The 19,716-nt window shown below is 62.7% G+C and carries 11 protein-coding genes; 8 read left to right on the forward strand and 3 right to left on the reverse strand.

All coding sequences use genetic code 11. The annotated features are described in order from the left end of the window. The first annotated feature begins 102 nt into the window (after nucleotides 1-102). From KF886_02030 to KF886_02060, 7 genes are all read left to right on the forward strand, one after another. The gene (locus tag KF886_02030) at nucleotides 103-1,794 is read left to right on the forward strand and encodes a hypothetical protein (GenBank protein MBX3176117.1); all 1,692 of its coding nucleotides are present in this window, start codon (nucleotides 103-105) and stop codon (nucleotides 1,792-1,794) included. A 479-nt stretch (nucleotides 1,795-2,273) separates the two neighbouring features. After that, on the forward strand, nucleotides 2,274-4,073 hold the full coding sequence (locus tag KF886_02035; protein MBX3176118.1) for a hypothetical protein: 1,800 nt from the start codon (nucleotides 2,274-2,276) through the stop codon (nucleotides 4,071-4,073). 31 nt (nucleotides 4,074-4,104) lie between these two features. Further along, on the forward strand, nucleotides 4,105-5,766 hold the full coding sequence (locus KF886_02040) for a hypothetical protein (GenBank protein ID MBX3176119.1): 1,662 nt from the start codon (nucleotides 4,105-4,107) through the stop codon (nucleotides 5,764-5,766). A gap of 91 nt (nucleotides 5,767-5,857) precedes the next feature. Beyond that, nucleotides 5,858-7,615 carry a hypothetical protein gene (locus KF886_02045; protein ID MBX3176120.1) on the forward strand — a complete coding sequence of 586 codons (1,758 nt, stop codon included), beginning with the start codon at nucleotides 5,858-5,860 and terminating at the stop codon, nucleotides 7,613-7,615. 2,150 nt (nucleotides 7,616-9,765) lie between these two features. Continuing rightward, nucleotides 9,766-10,170, forward strand: coding sequence for a YajD family HNH nuclease (locus KF886_02050; protein ID MBX3176121.1), 405 nt, complete (start codon nucleotides 9,766-9,768; stop codon nucleotides 10,168-10,170). 125 nt (nucleotides 10,171-10,295) lie between these two features. Then, nucleotides 10,296-11,456 carry a DNA cytosine methyltransferase gene (locus tag KF886_02055; protein MBX3176122.1) on the forward strand — a complete coding sequence of 387 codons (1,161 nt, stop codon included), beginning with the start codon at nucleotides 10,296-10,298 and terminating at the stop codon, nucleotides 11,454-11,456. Further along, nucleotides 11,429-12,247, forward strand: a complete 819-nt coding sequence (locus tag KF886_02060; GenBank protein MBX3176123.1) for a hypothetical protein — start codon at nucleotides 11,429-11,431, stop codon at nucleotides 12,245-12,247. Before KF886_02055 ends, KF886_02060 begins: the two co-directional genes overlap by 28 nt. Before the next feature lie 8 nt (nucleotides 12,248-12,255). Here KF886_02060 and KF886_02065 read toward each other — a convergent pair whose 3' ends face one another. Further along, complete coding sequence (locus KF886_02065; GenBank protein ID MBX3176124.1) at nucleotides 12,256-13,668, reverse strand: DUF1501 domain-containing protein; 1,413 nt, start codon at nucleotides 13,666-13,668, stop codon at nucleotides 12,256-12,258. Nucleotides 13,669-13,717: 49 nt separating this feature from the next. Beyond that, nucleotides 13,718-17,044, reverse strand: a complete 3,327-nt coding sequence (locus KF886_02070) for a PSD1 domain-containing protein (GenBank protein MBX3176125.1) — start codon at nucleotides 17,042-17,044, stop codon at nucleotides 13,718-13,720. Between the two features lie 157 nt (nucleotides 17,045-17,201). Here KF886_02070 and KF886_02075 point away from each other — a divergent pair, with 157 nt between their 5' ends. Continuing rightward, the gene (locus KF886_02075) at nucleotides 17,202-18,158 is read left to right on the forward strand and encodes an MBL fold metallo-hydrolase (protein ID MBX3176126.1); all 957 of its coding nucleotides are present in this window, start codon (nucleotides 17,202-17,204) and stop codon (nucleotides 18,156-18,158) included. Here KF886_02075 and KF886_02080 read toward each other — a convergent pair. After that, a complete protein-coding gene (locus KF886_02080; protein MBX3176127.1) occupies nucleotides 18,155-19,705 on the reverse strand; it encodes a sodium-dependent transporter in 1,551 nt (516 codons plus the stop codon). The genes KF886_02075 and KF886_02080 overlap by 4 nt on opposite strands. Nucleotides 19,706-19,716 lie beyond the last annotated feature (11 nt).

Raw genomic sequence — 19,716 nt, forward strand, 5'->3', positions numbered from 1 at the left:
GGTTGGGCATCCCTGCCCGACGCAAGGGCAGCGCAGGTTCAAGTACCACCCTCGACCGAGTGGCGGGGCCGGGAAATGCAGGGCCAATGGAGTCCCCGACACATGAATCACCCAGTGTACATATTCCTATGGTCACTATGGCGCTCCCACTGCCGCGCTCTCGCCACGATCTGGCTTTTGTCTATAGCGGGCACCGGCGCCTGGTGGTATGCCGAGAATGAAACCCTGCTCTTCCTGGATGAAGGTCTGATGCTCGCCCTGATGTACCTCCTCTGGACTACGGGCATAGCGCTCCTGTGTTCGGAAGAGACGGTCTCGGGGCTTGGTCTGGCCTACCCGGCGCAGCGCTTTGCGTTGCCACTCTCGACCGGAAAACAGGTTGCTGTCGTTTTGGCGTATCGGACGATCATAGCCCTGCTCCACACGCTGATATGCATCCCCTTAAATGAATTCGTCTATTTCGGCGGGCGCACCACTACAGAATTCGCGCCGCTGTTTATGGGCGCGGTTCTCCTGGTTTTCAGCGTGCAGTGGGCCGCCTTCTTGAACTGTCGATACGAAGCTCCACGGGCCATTGGCACGGTACTGGGCGCGGTCGGCGGCCTCTTGTGCATCGCCTGGTTGGCGACAGGCGGATTGGAGCTTGGTGGATCCCGAGCCAGCTGGGCCTTCGGACTCGCCGCTGTTCCCACCCTCTTCTTTTGCATTCGCGGCGCGGGCGTGGCGCGGACGGGTGGCAATGCCAGGCAAATGCCCATGTACTTTCGCGTCAACAGGTCCGGGGTTCAGACCGGTCGGCGGGAATCTATGCAAACAAAGCCCCCATGGTCCCCGCTTCGCGCACAGACATGGCTGGAGTTTCGCAGCACGGCCGTCTGGTTTCCGGCGCTCTTTCTGCCCGCTTTCCTCCTCGCCATTGCACCAGGTGTCGCAACACCGGATATGCACGTAGAAGCCTGGGACCTGGGTGGCCTCAGTTCGCTCGTCGCGGGCATCGCCTTCGCCACAGGTTATCTGTGGGACCGCCGGAACCGAGTGACAACACGTTTTTCCCTGGGATTACCCTTAGATGAGACCACTTGCGGATCCGCGCGCGCGCTGGCGGGCATGGCATCCGTTTTAGTCGCGCTCCTGGGGGTAGGTGTAATTCTCATAATGGCCATGGTTGTGGGGGGCCGGTGGAATACATGGACCCTCGCGCCGAGGGAAGGAATGGCCATTTTTGGCAGCATGGCTATAGCGAGTGCCCCTTACTGGTGGGTCGCGCTCTGCGCGGGTCGCATAATCGCCTTAGCCGTACTTCCGGCAGTACTTTTGATTGCCGGCATCAGCACGCTTACCTCATTTGCGCCCGTCGAGATTATTATAACGCCCCCGTTTGTAACTCTGGCCGCGACGATATTCGCACTCAGCTTGTGGTCGAGCCGACGTTGCGGCACGCCAACCGCCTGGCCGCTCAGTCTCGTAGTCCTCCTCGCCATTCCACCAATTCTCTGGTACGACAGCGACGAGGTGGTCGTGTTTCTCGAACTGTTCCTGCTGCACGTAATCCCAACGCTAGCCGCGTTAGCGCTCCTTTACCACGCCTACCGGGCATCTTTTTTCTCACGCGCAACGACGGGCGGGTTGTTCCTGGCATTTCTCTTACTCTTCGGCCTGTTCCGTATCCTGCTGCCGCTGCAAGTGTATAACGTCGGTTTGGCCGCTCCGGATAGCGAGGGCTACCTGGTCGCCCTGATCATGCTTCCCATCGTTTGGTTGCCACATCTCGCGCGATTGCAGCGGGCCGGTTAGGGAGGCGATCGATGAGATTTCGAGACAGCGAAAGGAGATTGGGCGCATGCCGCTGATAAGACAATTCCCCGGCCGGAATGCCGCGCTGCTCTGGCAATACGGCCGCGCGCTCTTCTGGCTCGCCGTGCTCGGCGCGCCGGTGGCCCTCGGCGGGGAGTAGGGCGATGGGACGGGAAGGACAGGGGGTTTGGGCATCCCTGCCCGACACCGTTTGCGCGCAGGCGTCCGGGTTCCCGGCGTTCTGTCTTGCGTATCGTGAACGCGTATGTAGGAAATTCTTGTATGCGATTGCTATCGAACAACGTTGCGGGCGAATGTTCGCGCCCGCGCTTCCTCTGTGTCGGGCAGGTCGAAGACGCGCCGTGGCGGGATGCCCAACCTCCTGCGGGCGCGCATTGCTGTCGGGTGCGATTTATCCTGCCAATGGGTATGGTCATGCGCGCTTTGAAACGGAGGCCCGATAGCCGGAGACGGTTGCCATGCCGCTGATAAGACAATTCCCCGGGCCCTACGCCGCGCTGCTGTGGGCGGAGTTCGCACCGCGTGCGCGGGTGCTGAGCGCGGTTGTGGCCGTTCTGCTCGCGCTCAGTTTCCTCAACTACATTCAGCATCTCGTCTTTGGATCCGGCGTTAGCGAAGCGACTCGCGCAGTGCCCTCCGTCGGCGTGTTCGAGATAGTGATATTGTGCGCGGCGGCGATAGGGATCTTGTGCTGCGTGCCCCGATGGAGCGAGGGGGACATCACCTTGCAGCCCCTATGGCAATCGCTGACGCTTCCCGTTCGGCTACATGGGCAAATACTTGTCACATTGATGTTTCACATCGCGGTGGCCCTGCTGTTGGGGGGGGTGTGCGGCCTGTTCTGGCACCTGGACGAAGGAACATTACCCTCCCTCATGCCCGTGGCCTTGCTGGTGGCAATTTCACTTCAAGGGCAAGCCGCCATGTTCGGGTGTTATGTCCTGGGTCCCGTGCCGGGGTTCTTAGCTTTTGCCATGGGTTTCATCGCGGTGGTTACGGCCGGCTGGCTGGCAACGCCGTTGACGCCCTTTTCGCCTGAGACGGACATCTGCCTGGCACTCGCAGTCGCGGGTATCCTCTGGTGCTTTGCCGCCGCACACCTGGCCCGCGGCGGCAGTCTACCTGGCGACCAACTGCTGCCGCGGATCCCGCGAGAGCATTTTTCGACCCGGCTGCCTGCCGCCATACTGCGTGGAAAATCCTTCTCCTCCCCCTTCTGGGCCCAGGTGTGGTTTGAGTGGCGCAGCGCCGCCATGTGGCTTCCCATGCTGGTGGGCGGCGCGACCGTGGTAAACATGCTCCTCATCGCGTTCGACGATTTCCCCTACAGTGTCATCTCTATGTTCACCATGACGGGAATTTACCTCATAGTCCCCTTCTTGATCGCTTCGAAGTACAACCGAGTATCGCCGCAGTACCGCAACTTCGCGCTAGCCCGCCCCATCACCTCGCAACGTGTCGGGCGCGCCAAGACGGTCTCCATGGCGTTGGCCATCCTGCTGACAGGCGCGCTCTTGGCTGGTCCGCCCCGTTTGGTCGCGATTTTCGCTGGGGATACGGTTGTAATCCTGGGCGAATTCCTCGTCGCTGGCCTGGTATTGGTACCGTCCGTTGTGGTCGCCGTTTATGGCCTGCTCGCATTCGCTATCGGGCTACTCATATTCTTGATTTCATTCCCCGCTGCCCTGCTTCGATACCACGTGCTTTCGCTTTTCTTTAGCGACGACGAGGTCATATCCAAGATGGGCGAGCCGCTTCCCGGTGCGGGTGCACTGGCCTTCATATTCGCCGCCTGGATTGTCGTCCGGGCATTCGGCCGCCGCTATGGCACCCTCATTCGCTGGCCCCGCGAACTCTGGCTGTCGGTTCTGGCCCTGCTCGTTTCCGTTGTGACCGGAATCGTCGCGGTCGATGAAACCGCCGTGAATTACGGCACCCTCTGGTACATCTGGGTGACGCCCCTCATCACTTTCGGGGCGCTTTTCAGTTATGGGCTGCGTACGGGACTAATCTCCAGGGGGGACACCGCAGCGGGTTCGGCGCTCTTCGCGTCACTCTATACCGCGGCCGGCTATGCCTATGTATTCCCCACCGAGCTGAGTGAGCACTTTATCAACATGCACTTCGGTCAAACATGCGTATTGCTGGCCAGCCCGATCGTGTGGTACCCCCTCGCCGTGACGGCCCAGCGCTATTCCCACGACGGCCAATCAGGCACAACAGACAACGACCGGGGAATACCGCCATGCGCGCTTTGAAACGGAGGCCCGATAGCCGGAGATGGTTGCCATGTTGCTGATAAAACAATTCCCCGGCCCGAATGCCGCGTTGCTGTGGTACTTTTTTCGCTGCTCTTGGACTGTATTTGCGAATGGGGCTTTCCTACTGTTTCTGGCGCTCTTCATAACATACTTTTCCGAAGAACTGGAGTACGTGAGTTACTTCCTCATTCCATCGGTTGCGATCATGGCTTTCGCTGCTGCGAGTATCCTGACCGGAGCCAGTTACCCCTTTGGCTGGCGTACGCCGGTCCGGACAGCCGCACTTGTCCACACCGAATTGCTTATCGTGCTTTTCATCGTCCTGTGGATGCTGGCCCTTTTCGGTTTGTCAAGCCTGTTTATCGATCCCATTCCCGTCACGTTCTACATCGGATCCGTGCCCGCGGCACTATTCGTCTACGGAATCGCGCGCACATCGAACATAGACCACCGGGTTGGGTTGGCACGTCTCTTCTCCGTTGCGGGCATCGTGGCCCTCCTTATACTGGTCTTCACGAGCAGCCCCGTGCCGACTCCCGGCACGCTGATTTTCTGGCGGCCCCTCTGGCTGGCGTTTGCTGTGACCGCCGCCCTTGCCGTGATGTATTGGGCGGTGAGGCGCCATGCGCAGCATACCCGCCACGGGTTTGCAAGGCGGATGTTGTCACCCGCGCAGGGCGGCGCGGCGGCGCGCCGCCATTCCCTGCCGCAAAGAGTTCCCGCGCAGCGGCCTCCCTTTATGTCACAGAACGCGGCCCAGGAATGGCGCGAATGGCGGGAGCTCGCGAACCGCTTTCGGAGCCTGGGAGAACTCTCGTTTTCCACGGCCTACCTCGCCTTTCTACCCCTGTTCTTGCGCCTTGAGCCCCTATCCAGCCAGACGCTGTTCGCGGATTACTTCCTCGGCGTGACCCTCTATATTGGCTTGCATTTAAGCGGTTGGCAGCCGCCAGTCACAACGCCGCCGGTCCCACTCACCGACTGGAATTACAGCGTCGTTCTGCTTCGGGTTCTTGGGATCGTGATCGCCGTGGGCGCCGTGGCGCTGTGGCTGCCACGCTTGCTCCTCCTGTTCGATCCGGAAGCCAGGGCGCTGGCCATCCTCGCGCCCCAAATGATGCTTGCGGCGGCGTGGGTGGGCTGGATCTCCGTGGCGCTCGGCCAGGGCCTCGTCTTTGGATTGATTGCTATTGGTGTGCTGCATTCCACCCATGGGAACGTGTACGACTCGCTTCTGGCGCCTTTCGGCCTCACCGGGCTGCTGCTGCCCATCCTGCTCCAGGCAAAACCGATTGCCCGTGCGTCCCGTGCGGCCCTGCCGGTTGCCCTGGCCGGCATCGCCTTCGCCGGCGCGGGCATGTTCGTGTTGCCCACGCTGGATATTCCGCCACCGTATCCGATCCTCCTCCGCGAGATTCTCGGGGCGGCCCTGGTCCTCGGGCTCCTCTACCCCCTCATTGTCATGAAGGTCATCCCGGCACGAATGGCGCGGGCGATCTGCGCCTTGCTCGCCGCCGGCGTGCTGGCGATTGCTCTGGTCACCTCCACCATTGGCCCGATCTCCGCCCCCGGGCCGGGGATTCTTTCCACCTATATGGAATTTGGCATTCTGGCTCCGCTCCTGCTGCCCGTCGTGATGATGCCTCATTTTCTTCGACTACGAGAAATGGTGAAGGACAGATGGTGGTAAAACACACACGCAGTCGGGCGGCACATAGGCCGAGAAAGGGATTCGCCATGCGCGCTTTGAAACGACGGCCCGATACCCGGAGATGATTGCCATGCCGCTGATAATACAGTTCCCCGGGCCGAATGCCGCGCTGCTGTGGTACTTTTTTCGCTGCTATCGACTGCCCCTCCTGGTCGGGTGCGCGGGCGGCGGGCTCGTTGGGATGGTGGTCGCGGCGTACGCGGCATCCAATTCAATACCGCAAAACTTGTATGTTCTCGTAATACCATGGATTGTAATACTCGCCGCGATGCACCGCAGGGGGAGGGAACCCGATACGGTCGGTCTCTTCCAGCGGCTCCCCATTGCCACACGTGATTTTGTGTGCGTCGAATTCGTGTCTTTCGTCGTCGGCTTTGCGCTGGTTGCCGCGTGCTACATTGCCGGCCGTGGAGTTCCGGCGGAGGATCTGGTGCGGGCGATCATCACCCCACTCGTTCTTCTTGCCGCCATTGGCGCGCTCATTCAGACATGGTACTGGGTACTTCGCCTCCCGGAGACGGCGGATCCCATACCGTGGTATCTGACGCCATACCTGCTCATTCTGATTCTCTGCGCCAGCTTCTATCCGAGCATCGAAAGCTACGGTAGCCCTCCAGCGGGACCCGGTTTCTGGTCGGCTTGCGCAATAATCGCCGCACTAGGGCTGGCCGTCTCGTTGCGCCTGGCGCGCCGTACACGCTGCGGGGATCCCGGCCCATACGATTTCCCGGGCGATATGCGCAGCAAGCTACATGCGGACCGCCCGTCGCCAGAACAGGCGTCCATCCAGCGAGGCGAACTCGATCTATCGGATGACGGGGCCCATCCGCAGCCGTCCATCGGCGCGGATCTGGGGCAACCGCCTTTCCCGTCGCGGATTGCCGCCCAGTCGTGGTATGAATCGCGCCTTTTTCTAGAGTCCGCGCGTCGGCCGCCCCTAGTATGGATCATGGGTCTGGGTATGTTGTTCCTATTTCCCCTCGGCACCTTTCAACAAATCCCGGGACCCACAAAGGCGGCGGACGTGCTTTGCGCTACCGCGGGCGTAATCTGGATGATGTGGTTCAGTCACAGCCGCTCAGGCATGGACTTCCAGCGTCCTCTTTCCAACTGGCAATGGAGCGTGGCTGTGATGCGGATCGCGGCGGTTAGTTTATTGGCGCTGGGCCTGGTCTGTGCGGCGATAATTCAATCCGATATCCGGATGGGGGATATCGGCAGCGCGCACCCCGGTGCGATTCACGCGCTGGCCCTTGCGGTCTGGTCAGGCTGGATCGCGCTGGCCCTCTATCCCGGCGTACTCGGTGCGTACTGCCTATTGACCTTATTTGGCGACGCGCCACCCGAGTTTACGGCGTCGATTTTCTGCCTGCTCTGGGCGGGCGCACAACTGATACCGGGGAAAGAAGACTGTGAGGGCGGCCCGATCCATGGCGTGCTCGTGGTGGCGGTCACGGCCGCGGTTTTCACCGGATTCGTGTACCTGCCCGACTATACCGGGCCGCCCTGGATCGCGTGGATAGCCCGCGAAGTCCTAGGCGCGGCCTTCGTCCTGCTCGTACTCCAGCGGTGCCGGTGGGGTGCCCACCTGCCCGCAAGTACCGCCCGGAAGGTGCGGCGCGCGCTGCTTGCCGGCGTAGTGCTATCCTGTCTCGCCGCGTCGGCCCTGCAGCCAGACGGAATCGCGGTCTCAGGTATCGCCGGCGGCTTCCTCGCCTTCGGCCTTGTACCGCCGATCTTTCTCCCCTTGTTGATCATGCCGATCCAAATCGCCTCGATGAGGTCGAAGGCCGAGAAACACATTCGAGCGCGGAGGGGGCAACGATGACCGCCACGGGCGTAGGGATAGACACGCGATGCCCAACCCCCGGCCCGCCCGCTGCTCCGCCGGATGCGGCGGTTCTGTTCCTCGGGCTGGGCGTGGTGGCGCCGGTGTTTCTGCCGTTGGCGTGGATGCCTCTCGCCATTGCGTGGGCGGGTTCCGGGTCGGGCTGTGCCACACGGGACTTCGCCAGCGACACCGCGCGCGCACGCGAGTGGGATGGATTCTGAACGGCGCAAACTATTCACGGTGGCGGTGGACAACCCAAGGTTCGCTTGTTCGCGCTGTCGCGCGATCTCACTTCATCCGCCGCGGCGGACTACGGTATGCCGCCACTGCGTGGCTATACAACCGATCATTCTCGAACGCACCAGTCTTATTCGGGTGAATTCGCGTGCATTCGCGGTTCCGTTCTATTGGCTTCGGTTGTGCTGCAATGTGCTTTGGATCGGGTGAGGGCTGGCGTAGCGAATGCGGGAGGGTGCTGCGGCCGGGGGAAGGCGTTCCGCTCTTTTCGGGTTGGCGATGTGTAATACTTTAGCCGAACGAAGTACAGTGGCCAAACCAGATAGACTTGCTGAATAAATGCTACGTGCAACTATGGAGCGCCGGCGGCCCGCCGGCAGATTGCGCCTCCGGCGCAAGACAGCGTTCTGGAAATGCTACCGTCGCATCAGAAGCCGTGTGTCGACGGAGGACTCCGGCAACGTGTTCTTGCACCTTCGGCGCCATGCCGGCGGGCCGCCGGCGCTCCATGAACACCGGCTTCATTAGTAAAAACACATACTGTTCCGCACTTCAGACCGCTATAGTGTTACGGCGATGTTTACTTGTTCGGCGCCTGGATTAGGGGGCTGAAGTGGCATGGGAAGGGAATCGGGACAGCCGTATCCGGCTGTGTGGACAGGCGAGACGCCTATCCTACTTTGCGCGTGGATTATGGGTCTGAAGTGGCATGGGAAGGAAAGCGGGAGAGCCGTATCCGGTTGTATGGACAGGCGGGACGCCTATCCTACTTTGCGCGTGGATTATGGGTCTGAAGTGGCATGGGAAGGAAAGCGGGAGAGCCGTATCCGGTTGTGTGGACAGGCGGGACGCCTATCCTACTTTGCGCGGACGTTTTGCTTTTTTGGTGGCGTGACGCGCTGCTACGTGAGGTGGTGTCCGCTGTTTGTGCGGGGGGCGCCGTTTCATGAAAAAAGCCGGTGGCGCTGGCCACCGGCTTTTGTGTGTGGGTTGTGCGCGGTTTGGTGTTACTTCAGCCGTCTGAAGTATGGCGTTCGCCGATACGAGATTCCTTGCTTACACGGGAGGTGCTCGTCATTCCCGCGAAGGGGGCTGTCGGTTTACTTAATTCACCCTACACTATAGAAGGAATGAGCAGATCCGTCATCCCCGCGAACGCGGGGATCCAGCGACGCGAACGCACAAACCTCCGAATTCCACTGGATTCCCGCTTTCGCGGGAATGACGCCCCAGCTCAATAACACAGAATTGTAGGTTCTGCGCGCCTCACAAATATTAAATCGACAGCCCCTTTCGTGGGGATGACGGTTTTCGATCACCGAAAGCCGCCACCGTTGGGTGCGACGAGGGTGACTACTTCAGACGACTAAACAATCCGAACAGGCTGCGTCGAAAATCGCACGCAGCCGCAGGCACGCCACAACGGCCGGAACGAATTGCTATCCGTGTCATCCGTGTAATCCGTGGTCAAAAATCCTGATCGCGGCCAGCCGCTTCTCCCGGCGCATTCGTGTGCATTGGTGTCCATTCGTGGTTAAAAACACGCCCCCATTCAACCGTCCCCGTCCGTCCGTGCACAATAACACCCTTTGCGCTCTCTGCGTTCTCTGCGGTTAAAGCTATTCTCCTTTTTTTCTTCGTGGTCTTCGTGCCCTTCGTGGTGATCATTTCTTTGGTTGCGGCCAGAGGCTGCCCTGTGTAATCCGTGATCACAGATCCTGATCGCGGCCAGCAGCTGTTCCACGTGCATTCGTGTGCATTGGTGTCCATTCGTGGTTAAAGCCCGTCTCTGTTTTTCTTCGCACCCTTCCCGCTCTTCGTGGTGATCAATTCCTTGCTTGCCTGCGCCCGGCCCGGTTCCGCAGAATGAACCCGAAACCGCCGAAAACAGAAATCGAATGGAGGCAAGCATGCGCAGGCCGGTTAAGAAAAAACTCGACCCCGAGAAGCGCGCGCAGATCGTCGCCAATGCGCGCAAATACCAGGCGGAACGCAACCAGGGCTATCGCGAGCAGGCCCTGAAGCTCTTCCCGCATGTCTGCGCGCGCTGCGGTCGGGAATTCGCCGGCGCCGCCCTGCGGGAACTCACCGTCCACCACAAAGACCACAATCACCACAATAACCCGCCGGACGGCAGCAACTGGGAGCTGCTCTGCGTCTACTGCCACGACGACGAGCACCAGGACGCGGAAGTGCGCGACGCGGGATCCGCGCGCAGCCAGGTGGGGCCGGCGGAGCCCACGCTGGGCTTCAACGCATTCGCGGGCTTGAAGGATCTGCTGGACGTGGACCGGGACGACGGAGAGAACCGCTAGACTCTGGACATCTGATTCTATTTTCAGTATAATTGGCTTGTTCGAGTTTGGCTTGCTATCCAATTCTCGAAAAATACCAGCGTTGAATGTGGGCGTGGTATCCTTGCGCACCGAAAGGAGACGGGATGGCGACGACTGGCTTTACCTGTATAGACCTCTTCTGTGGGGCCGGGGGTCTTTCTCAAGGGTTCTACAATCAAGGGTTTGATGTTCGGATCGCAAACGATTTCGATGCATATTCGGCCATGACGTACCGTGCGGCCCATCCCGACGCCAATTTCATCGAAGGCCCCATCGAGCACCTTGAAAGTAAAATGCTCCTGGAGCTGGCCGGCCTGAAGAAGGGCGAACTCGACTGTCTGATCGGAGGGCCTCCGTGCCAGGCGTTCAGCGTGTACAACCATCAGCGTGGATTTCACGACGCCCGAAGTGGATTGTTTCGCGAATACCTCCGGCTGGTGGAAGGGCTATTGCCCCGGTTCGTTGTAATGGAAAACGTAACGGGGATTCTCTCGGCCGGCGGCGGAAGAGCAGTCGAGGAAATCCATGCTCGCTTGACGGAGTTGGGCTATGCCGTGTCCCAAGACACGCTGAAGGCGGAGCAATACGGCGTGCCTCAGGAGCGCCGCAGAGTTTTCTTCGTGGGGACACGACTGCCAGGCCCATACTTCAGTTTCCCGGAACCTGCGCACGGGGCCGGCGGGAAGCCCTACGTTACGGTTCGCGACGCGATAAGCGACCTTCCGGCACTGAACATTCTTGAGGGCAAGGAGGTATCTGAGTACACGGGTGAGCCGTCTTCAGCCTATCAATCGGAAATGCGCCACCATTCAGACGCGCTTTTCAACCATGTCGCACCCCGGCTGGCGCCCATAAACATGGAGCGCCTGAAGCATATTCCGCAGGGGGGAAGCTGGAGGGACATCCCGGTTCACCTGCTTCCATCGGGAATGCGGAAGGCGCGCCGATGCGATCACACAAAGCGTTACGGGCGGCTGCATCCGGACGGGCTCGCGTGCACGATACTGACGAAGTGTGACTTGCACTGGGGCGCCTACATTCATCCCGAACAGCAACGCACCCTTACAGTCCGCGAGGCGGCGCGATTCCAGTCTTTTCCCGATCGCATGAGGTTTTTCGGGCCGAGGATCGAGCAGTTCCGGCAGGTCGGGAACGCCGTGCCACCGCTGCTGGCGGAGGCGGTCGCTTCATCCATAAAAGAACTCCTAATCGGCGCCCAAACGGAACGGGAGAACCAATGCCTGAAGTCGATCCTCGCGACATAATCGGAGAAGTCCTGGGGGTTCCGCCGGATGGGGAATTGTTGCGCGAAAGCGGCGGGTTTCAGTGCCCCTTCACACAATCACGCTGCACAAAGAGAAGCCAACGCTCAAAGCAGCCGTTTCCGGTGTGCAGCGTGTACCGGACAGCCAGGAGCATCGAGAACCTTGTTGCGGTCTGCCCCAAGCGCTTACTTGCCTCCAACTTTGCGTTCGATATCGTGGAGCACTGCTGGTCCGGCGCAATGCCCGCGAAAGTCGAGGTCGTTCACGAAGTAAAAATGGCGGACGTCGGAACCGTCGACGCGGTCGTGGCGGAGATGAGTGAAGATCGCAATTCGGTGCTGAATTTCGTAAGTGTCGAATTACAAGCCGTGGACATTACCGGCTCCTATTCATCCGCATATGATGCCCTTGCTTCCGGTACTCCCCTGGAGAAGCGACCGGTCTACGGGTTCAACTGGGCCAACGTAAAAAAGCGTTACATAACGCAGCTTGTATCAAAGGGATTCTATCACCAGCAGTGGCAAACTCGAATTGCCTCCGTCCTTCAGGATCATGTCTTCAACTATTTTACCGAGAAGTTGCGATTCGACGAGATTTCTCCGTCCAGGGCGGACATCGTCTTCCTCGTATACAAGTACGCCGCTGCGCCGAACGGACACTACAACTTGAGCCTCGACAGGGTTGTAGGAACCAGTCACAGCAGCCTGATGATGCAGGCGCTATACAGCCAGACGCCGCCCAAGTCAGATTTCTGCCGCCGAATTGTGGAGAAGTTGCAGAGCGGCTCGTGACCGTCACGTCACGCCAGTATTTCCCGCACCACATGCCCATGCACGTCGGTGAGGCGGCGGTCGATGCCGTCCTGGCGGACGGTGAGCCGCTGGTGGTCGATGCCGAGGAGGTGGAGCACGGTGGCGTGGAGGTCGTAGCAGTAGGTCTTGCCCTGGGCGGCCTGGTAGCCCCACGGGTCGCTTTCGCCGTGGGACACGCCGCCTTTGATGCCCGCGCCCCAGAGCCAGGTGACGAAGCTGCCGCCGTTGTGGTCCCGTCCCGTGCCGGATTGGGCGAAGGGCGTGCGCCCGAACTCGGTGGTCCAGATGACGAGCGTATCCTCATCCAGCCCGCGCGATTTGAGGTCGCGCAACATGGCGGCGATGGGCTTGTCCACGCTCGCGGCCATGGGAGGCAGCTCGTCGATGATGCTGGCGTGGTTGTCCCAGTTGCCGACGGCGCCCTGGGGCCCGCTCCAGACCTGCACGAAGCGGACGCCCCGCTCGATGAGCCGCGTGGCCAGCAGGCAGCGGCGGCCGAAGTCTTCCGTGTGCTTTTCTTCGAGCCCATAGGCGCGCCGGACGTAGTCGGGCTCGCGCATGACGTCGAAAGCCTCCGGGGCGGAGAGCTGCATCTTCGCGGCGAGTTCGTAGCTGGAAATGCGCGCATCGAGGCGCGAGTCGCCGGGGCGATCGGCGGCGTGGGCGCGGTTGATGGCGTCCAGCAGCGCGAGGCCCTCGGCGTCCGCATCCGGGCCGGCGAAGGGATAGGCCTCATCCGGGAATAGGTTGGGCACGGGCTGGGGCGCGGCGGCGTTGATCACGGTGCCCTGGTGAACGGCGGGTAAGAAGCCCGAGGAAAAGCAGCCCTTCTGGTTGTAGGGCAGGCCACGGGCATCCGGCAGCACGACAAACGACGGCAGGTTGTCGGCGATGTTCCCGAGCGCGTACGTGATCCAGGATCCCATGCTGGGGAAGCCCGGGAGGAGGAAGCCCGAGTTCATCATGTAGGTTCCGGGGCCGTGGACGTTGGTCTTGGTGGTCATGGCCATGAGGAAGGCCATTTCGTCGACGAGCTTCGCCTGTTCCGGGAAGACCTCGCTCACCCAGCGCCCGCTCTGGCCGTGCTGTTTGAAGGCGAAGGGGCTTTTCATGATGGCGCCGGGCATGGCGACAAACCCGTCGGGCTTTTCCTTCGGCCCGAGCATCTGCCCGTGGAGCCGTTCCAGTTCGGGCTTGTAGTCGAAGAGATCCATGGGGCTCGCGCCGCCGGTCATGAAAAGCTGGATGATCCGGTTGACGCGCGGCGGGTGGTGGAAAGGCGCGCGGGCGGCGGCGTCCCGCGCGAGCATCTGCGCGAGGGCGAGTCCGGCGAAACCGCCGCCGCACTGGACCAGAAACTTCCTGCGGCTGAGAGACTGCGCGTGATTCGGCTCGGTCATCGGATCCAGGCCTCCATGCGTGGTTGGGCGGCGGCAGTGCGCGCGCCGCCTACGGCACGTAGATGAACTCCTTGAGATTAAAGATCGCGTGGGCCACGTCGCGCCAGACTGGCGCGCAGGCCATCAGGTCCGCCGGGTCGGCGCCGCGCAACTCGGCGCTGGCCACGGCGAACTCGGCGAAGCGCGCGGTTTCTTCCGAGTGGGGCGGGCGCGCGAACGCGGTGTGGAACATGTGCGCGATCCGCGATTCCGCCGATTCGTCGGTCCGCTCCACGGCGCGGGCGCCCCAGTGCTCCGCCATCGCCACAACGAAGGGGTCGTTCAGCAGCGCGAGCGCCTGGTTGGGCACGTTGGACGTATCCCGTCGGCCCTGGGTCAATTTGGGAATCGGCTGGTTGAACAGGGCGAGGAAGCGCGGCGGCTCCATCATGGTCATCTTCTGGTAAATGCTGCGGCGCCCATCGCCGTCGAGCGGTCCGGCAAAGAGGCGCTTGGTCGGGTCCTCCGCCACACGGTGGGGATTGATGGGCGGGCCATACAACGCCGTGTCGAGCCGTCCGGAGGCCGCGAGTATGGCGTCACGGACGGCCTCGGCTTCGAGGCGCCGCAGGGGCATGTGATGCCAGAGCCGGTTCTCGGGATCCGCGGTGACCGCGGCGGGATCCGGTGCGCTGGCCTGCCGCCAGGCGGACGAGGTCACCAACATGCGAATAAGCTGTTTCGTGGACCAGCCCTCGGCCATGAAACGCTTCGCGAGCCAGTCGAGCAGCTCGGGGTGCGACGGGGTCTCGCCGAGATGGCCGAAGTCGTCCACGGTGCGCACGATGCCGGCCCCGAAGAGGTGGTGCCAGACGCGGTTGACGTAGACGCGGGCGGTCAGCGGGTTGTCGTCGCGCGTGAAGTTGCGGGCGAGTTCGAGGCGCCCGCTGGCGCTTTCGTAGGCGCGGGATCCGGGCCCGCCGAGGAAGCGGATCGTGCCGCGCGGGACTTCGTCGCCGAGGGTGGTGTAGGAGCCGCGAACGGCGAGGCGGGCATCGCGCCCTTCATGCGCGTCCTCCGCGGAACCGATGGTGCGATCGGGCTGGAGCGCCTGCTCGGCCTGACGGTAGTCCGCGATGAGTTCGTTTAACCGGGGCGTCGCGTTGGCGGCATTCGGCAGCCATCCCGCCTGGAGCGCCTCGTTGATCAGGCGCACATCGTCTGTATCGCAGCGATCATCGCGCCAGCGATCAAGCGCGTCAATCACGAGATCCGTAATGCGTTCCGCGGCCGCCTCGGACGTTGCCGGCGGTTCGGCGTGTTCAAAGAGCGGCGCCAGGCGGTTTAGCTCATCGGCTGGCGTGTAGCCGGGGGTGACTTCGTAGGCGCGCGTAAGGCCGAACCACGAGCGCGGGTCGTCTTCCGCCTCGCGCGGCAGGCCGCCGAAGCGGTCCCGCGGCGGGTAGTAGTTGTTCAGCGATTTCGTGACCAGTTCGATGTAGGAATCGCGCGGCGTGGGGTCCGTGCCGCCGGCCAGTGCGGCCAGGTTGCCCGTATCGAGGGTCAGCCACCCGGGGAGGGGCTGTTTGAGAAACTTCATCCGCTCGCTGTGGAAGGCCTTGTCCACAATGAGCGCCTGCGCGGCGTAATCGCCACCCGCATATTCCACAGCGATGGCCGGCGCGGGATCCCGGGCGAATAGCGAACTGCGCACCGCGCCCGCCAGGCGTTTGGACCAGACATGGGTCCACCGGCCCGCAGGGAGGAGGTGCGCGACAGCGGACTCGCCTTCCTCCGCGATTACGAGCGCGCCATCGCCCACGAGGCCATGCTTCATGCCGAAGCCCTCGAGCGTCCAGCCCCGGGGCGGTTCGGGCAGGGTGAAGTCGGCAATGAGGCGGAGATTGGCCGCGTTTCCAGCGGCGCGATCCGCGTGTTTGGATGCGAATTCCGCCGCCAGACCGCGCCACGCCTCTTCCACGGGAACGCCCAGCGCCTGCTTCGCCTGAAGGTACTGCCATACGGCGGGCAGTGACTCGGGAAAGGCCGGTTCGGCGGGTGTTTCCTCCGCCTTATCGGTCGATTTCTCCGCCGCTTCGGGATCGGGTGCTGGGGTCAGGAGGGTATTCGCGATGGCGGGGGCCGATTCCCGCCAGCGATCACCCAGCTCCGCGCGGATGGCCGCCTTGAGACCCTTCATACGATCTATCACGGGACCGTTCGGGTCCGCCGTTTCCGCGCTACGCACGGACCAGCGCGAACTCATCAGCACGCCGGCGAGGCTGTAGTAGTCGGCCTGGCCCACGGCGTCGAGCTTGTGATCGTGGCACTGGGCGCAGGCCACGGTGGTAGCCAGGAAGCCCTTGCTCATGGTGTCGATCATGTTCGCGACGGCTTCCTGGGTGACCCCTTCGGCGTCGCCATTGTCGCCGTGGCGGCGTTCGCCCAGGCGCAGGGCCATCGGTCCGATGATGGCCGCGTTCAGCCCGGTCTCGGGGTCAACCCGCGGCGGGATCAGGTCACCGGCGATCTGCTCCAGGATCAGTTGCCTGTAAGGCACATCCTGGTTCAACGCCCGGATGAGGTAGTCGCGGTAACGCCACGCGTTCTTCGCGGGGGCGTCCCATTCGTAGCCGTGGGTGTCGGCGTAGTGCACGACATCCATCCAGTGGCGCGCCCAGCGCTCGCCAAAGTGGGGGCTGGCGAGCAATTCGTCCACCAGGGCGCTGTAGCCGGCTTCTGAAGGATTGGCGGCGAAGGCCTCGGCCTGCGCGACGGTCGGCGGCAATCCGGTCAGGGCGAAGCTCAGGCGGCGCGCCAAAGTTCGCGCGTCCGCTTCGGGGGCGGGGCGCAATTCCCGGGCCTCCAGAGCCGTCAGGATGAAGTGATCGACATCATTGCGCGGCCAGGACGCATCCGCGACGGCGGGCGGCGATGACTCCGCCAGGGGCTGCAGGCTCCACCACGTGAGCCGCTGCTGATAGAGGGCCTCCCAGGCGGCGCCGCTGTCCGTGGAGCCCCCCGCGACTGCGGGCCCCTCGGCATCGCCACGGGGATCCACGGCGCCCCGCTGGATCCAATCCGCGAGCACGGCGATCTCGTCCGCCGAGAGCTTAGCCTTCGGCGGCATCTTGAAGGACGGGTCCGAATGCTGCACGGCGGTAATCAGGCGGCTCTTTTCCGGCGCGCCGGGGACGAAGATCGGGCCGCCCTCGCCGCCCAGGCGCAGGCCGGAGGCGGAGTCGAGCGCGAGCCCGCCCTTAATCGTTCCGGTGTGGGCGTGGCACTCGAAGCAATGCTTCTGCAGGATCGGTTGCACACGTTCCGTGAAGAGGTCCGCCGGCGCGGCGGCGGCGCCGAGGACGCCCGCCAGGGCAACTACATTGAGGAGGTTCATAGAAGGTACAACCCAACCGCTGAAAACCTGAAAAGCCATGAAGACACTGTATTCTGGTTTTGTCTGGTTTTGCAAACATTCGGCAGCGCCGAATTTACCCGCCGGGCGCGGGTGCGGTATCATGCCGCCACTGCCTTTGTCTTTCGGAGCTTGGTCCATGTCTTCTCCCCACGATTCCATCACGCTCATCGACTGCCACTACCACGGCGAGCCGGAGACGGCCGCCGCGTACCTGGTGATTGAGAATGGACGCGCCGCCTTTATCGACAACAACGCGAACCCCGCTATTCCGCGCCTGCTGGCGGCGCTGGCGGACCGGGGGATCGGCCCGGAGGCGGTTGACTACGCGATCATCACGCACGTGCACCTCGATCACGCGGGCGGCACGGCGGAACTGCTCCGCCACTGCCCGAACGCGATTGCGGTGGCCCATCCGAAGGCCGCGCGGCATCTCATTGACCCCGCGCGGTTGGTTGCGGGCACCCGGGCGGTCTACGGCGATGAACAATACGACGCGCTGTACGGCGAGATTGCGCCCGTGCCGGCGGATCGGGTGCGGACGGTGGAGGACGGGGAGCAGATTGAATGGGGCGGGCGCACCCTGACCTTCCTCGACACGCGGGGGCACGCCTCGCACCACTGCTGCATCCACGACAGCCGCGAGAACATCATTTTCGCGGGCGACACCTTCGGGCTCGGTCGCATGAGCAGCCGCCGCCCGGGTCCGCCGTTTATCGTGTGCACGTCGTCCCCGCCGGAGTTCGATCCGGCGGAGGCGCGCAAGAGCGTCCAGCGCATTCTGGATACGGGCGCGGACTGGGCATATATCACGCATTTCGGGATGTTCGACGAGCTCCCGGCGCGCGCCGCGCAATTGCTGGATTCGATCGATCGCCTCGAAGACGTGGCCCGGGAGGCGTCCGCCACGGATCTGGCGGGCGAGGCGCTCCACGCATTCTGCGCCGAGCGGGTGCGGGCGGTGTTCACCGCGCACCTGGAAAAATGCGGGGTATCCGATCCCGCCGCCGACCTGCACTGGCTACGCCGCGACGCGGAACTCAACGCCATGGGCCTCGCGATCTACGCCGGCAAGCTGCGCCAGGCGAAGGGCTAGTCCGCGGCGGGCGCGCCGGAATGGTTCTTCTTCCACGCGTGGTGGATCGCCCAGGCGAGCGCCGCGCCGCACAGCAACAGGCCGATGCGCGTGGCGAAGACATAGGGCTTGTTCGCCTCCGGCACCGCCGCCATGGTGAGGGTGGCCCACATGCCATCGACGGTCCACCAGGCCAGGAGCACGAGAATGAGCGCGGGGGTCACGAACTGCATGATCCGGTAGTAGATCCCGGGAACGCGCATCTTTGAGCCCGCGTGAAGCTCTTCCCAGCCCTTCTTCATGCCGAAGCACCAGGCAAACAGGATGGCCTCGACCGCGCCGAAGACCACCAGGAAGAACGTGCCGGCCCAGTAGTCCAGCTCGTCAAGCACGCCGCGGTGCATGAAGAGGATGACGGGCTGCATGAGCACGAACACGAGAACGGACACCAGCGTAATTGCATGGCGCCGGACCATCTTGACCTCCTCCGTGAGGAAGAGGAGCAGGGGCGTGAACATGGACACGCTGGAGGTGAGGCCGGCCAGGAAGAGCAGCGCGAACCACATGGTGCCGAAGAGCCGCCCGAAGGGAAACTCCTGGAAAATGACCGGTAAGGTGTAGAACCCGATATCGAAGGTGCCGCCCGCCACGATCTCGCGGGTCATGGGCGCGCCGAAGAAAATCACCGCCGCCGGCACCACCACGCAGCTTCCCAGAATAACTTCGGTGAATTCGTTCACCGCGCAGGTGCTCAGCCCATTCTGCACGAGGTCGTCGTGCCGCTCCAGGTAGCTCGCGTAGGTGTGGATGGTGCCGAAACCGAGGCTCAACGTGAAGAAGATCTGTCCCGTCGCCGTAATCCAGATGTCCGGTGACGCCAGCGAGCTCCAGTCGATCCGGAAGAAATACGCCAGGCCGTCCCATGCGCTGCGGCCATCCACGGCGGGGAGTGTCAGAACGCGGATGGCCAGGATCGCGCCGAGGAGAAGCAGTACCGGCATGGCGTACTTCGCCACCAGCTCGATCCCGTGCATGATGCCGCGGCTGAACACGATGAGGTTCAGAAAGATCGTGATCAGAAAGAAGGTGTACGCCTCCATGCCGAACGAGAAAAAGCCATCCCCGAGGCCGAGGTAGGATCCGAACACGCTTTTCATCTCTTCGCGCGTGTCCTGGCCCCAGTAGGCGCCGGTGGCCGTCTTCCAGGCGTAGCCCAGCGACCAGGATTCGATGTACACATAATAGAGGCCGATGGCCGCCGGCAGGATGACGCCGAAGATGCCCAGATATTTCGCCAGCGGGTGCGGCCACAGGCGGTGGAACATGCCCGGGGTCGATCCGTGGCCGTGGCCGCCGCCGTGGCGCCCGATGGTCCACTCAATCCACATCAGCGGGAGGCCCAGCAGCAGCAGCGCCACGAAATAGGGAATCAGGAAGGCCCCGCCGTAGGCTTCCATCTTGGCGGGGAAACGCAGGAAGTTGCCCAGGCCGACCGCATTGCCGGCCATGGCCATAATCAGGCCGTAACGGGTGGTCCAGCGGTCAAGCCGGAGGGTGCTGTGGGTCATGGCGGCGGCGC

Source organism: Candidatus Hydrogenedentota bacterium (assembly GCA_019637335.1).
In the GTDB taxonomy this organism is placed as follows: domain Bacteria; phylum Hydrogenedentota; class Hydrogenedentia; order Hydrogenedentales; family JAEUWI01; genus JAEUWI01.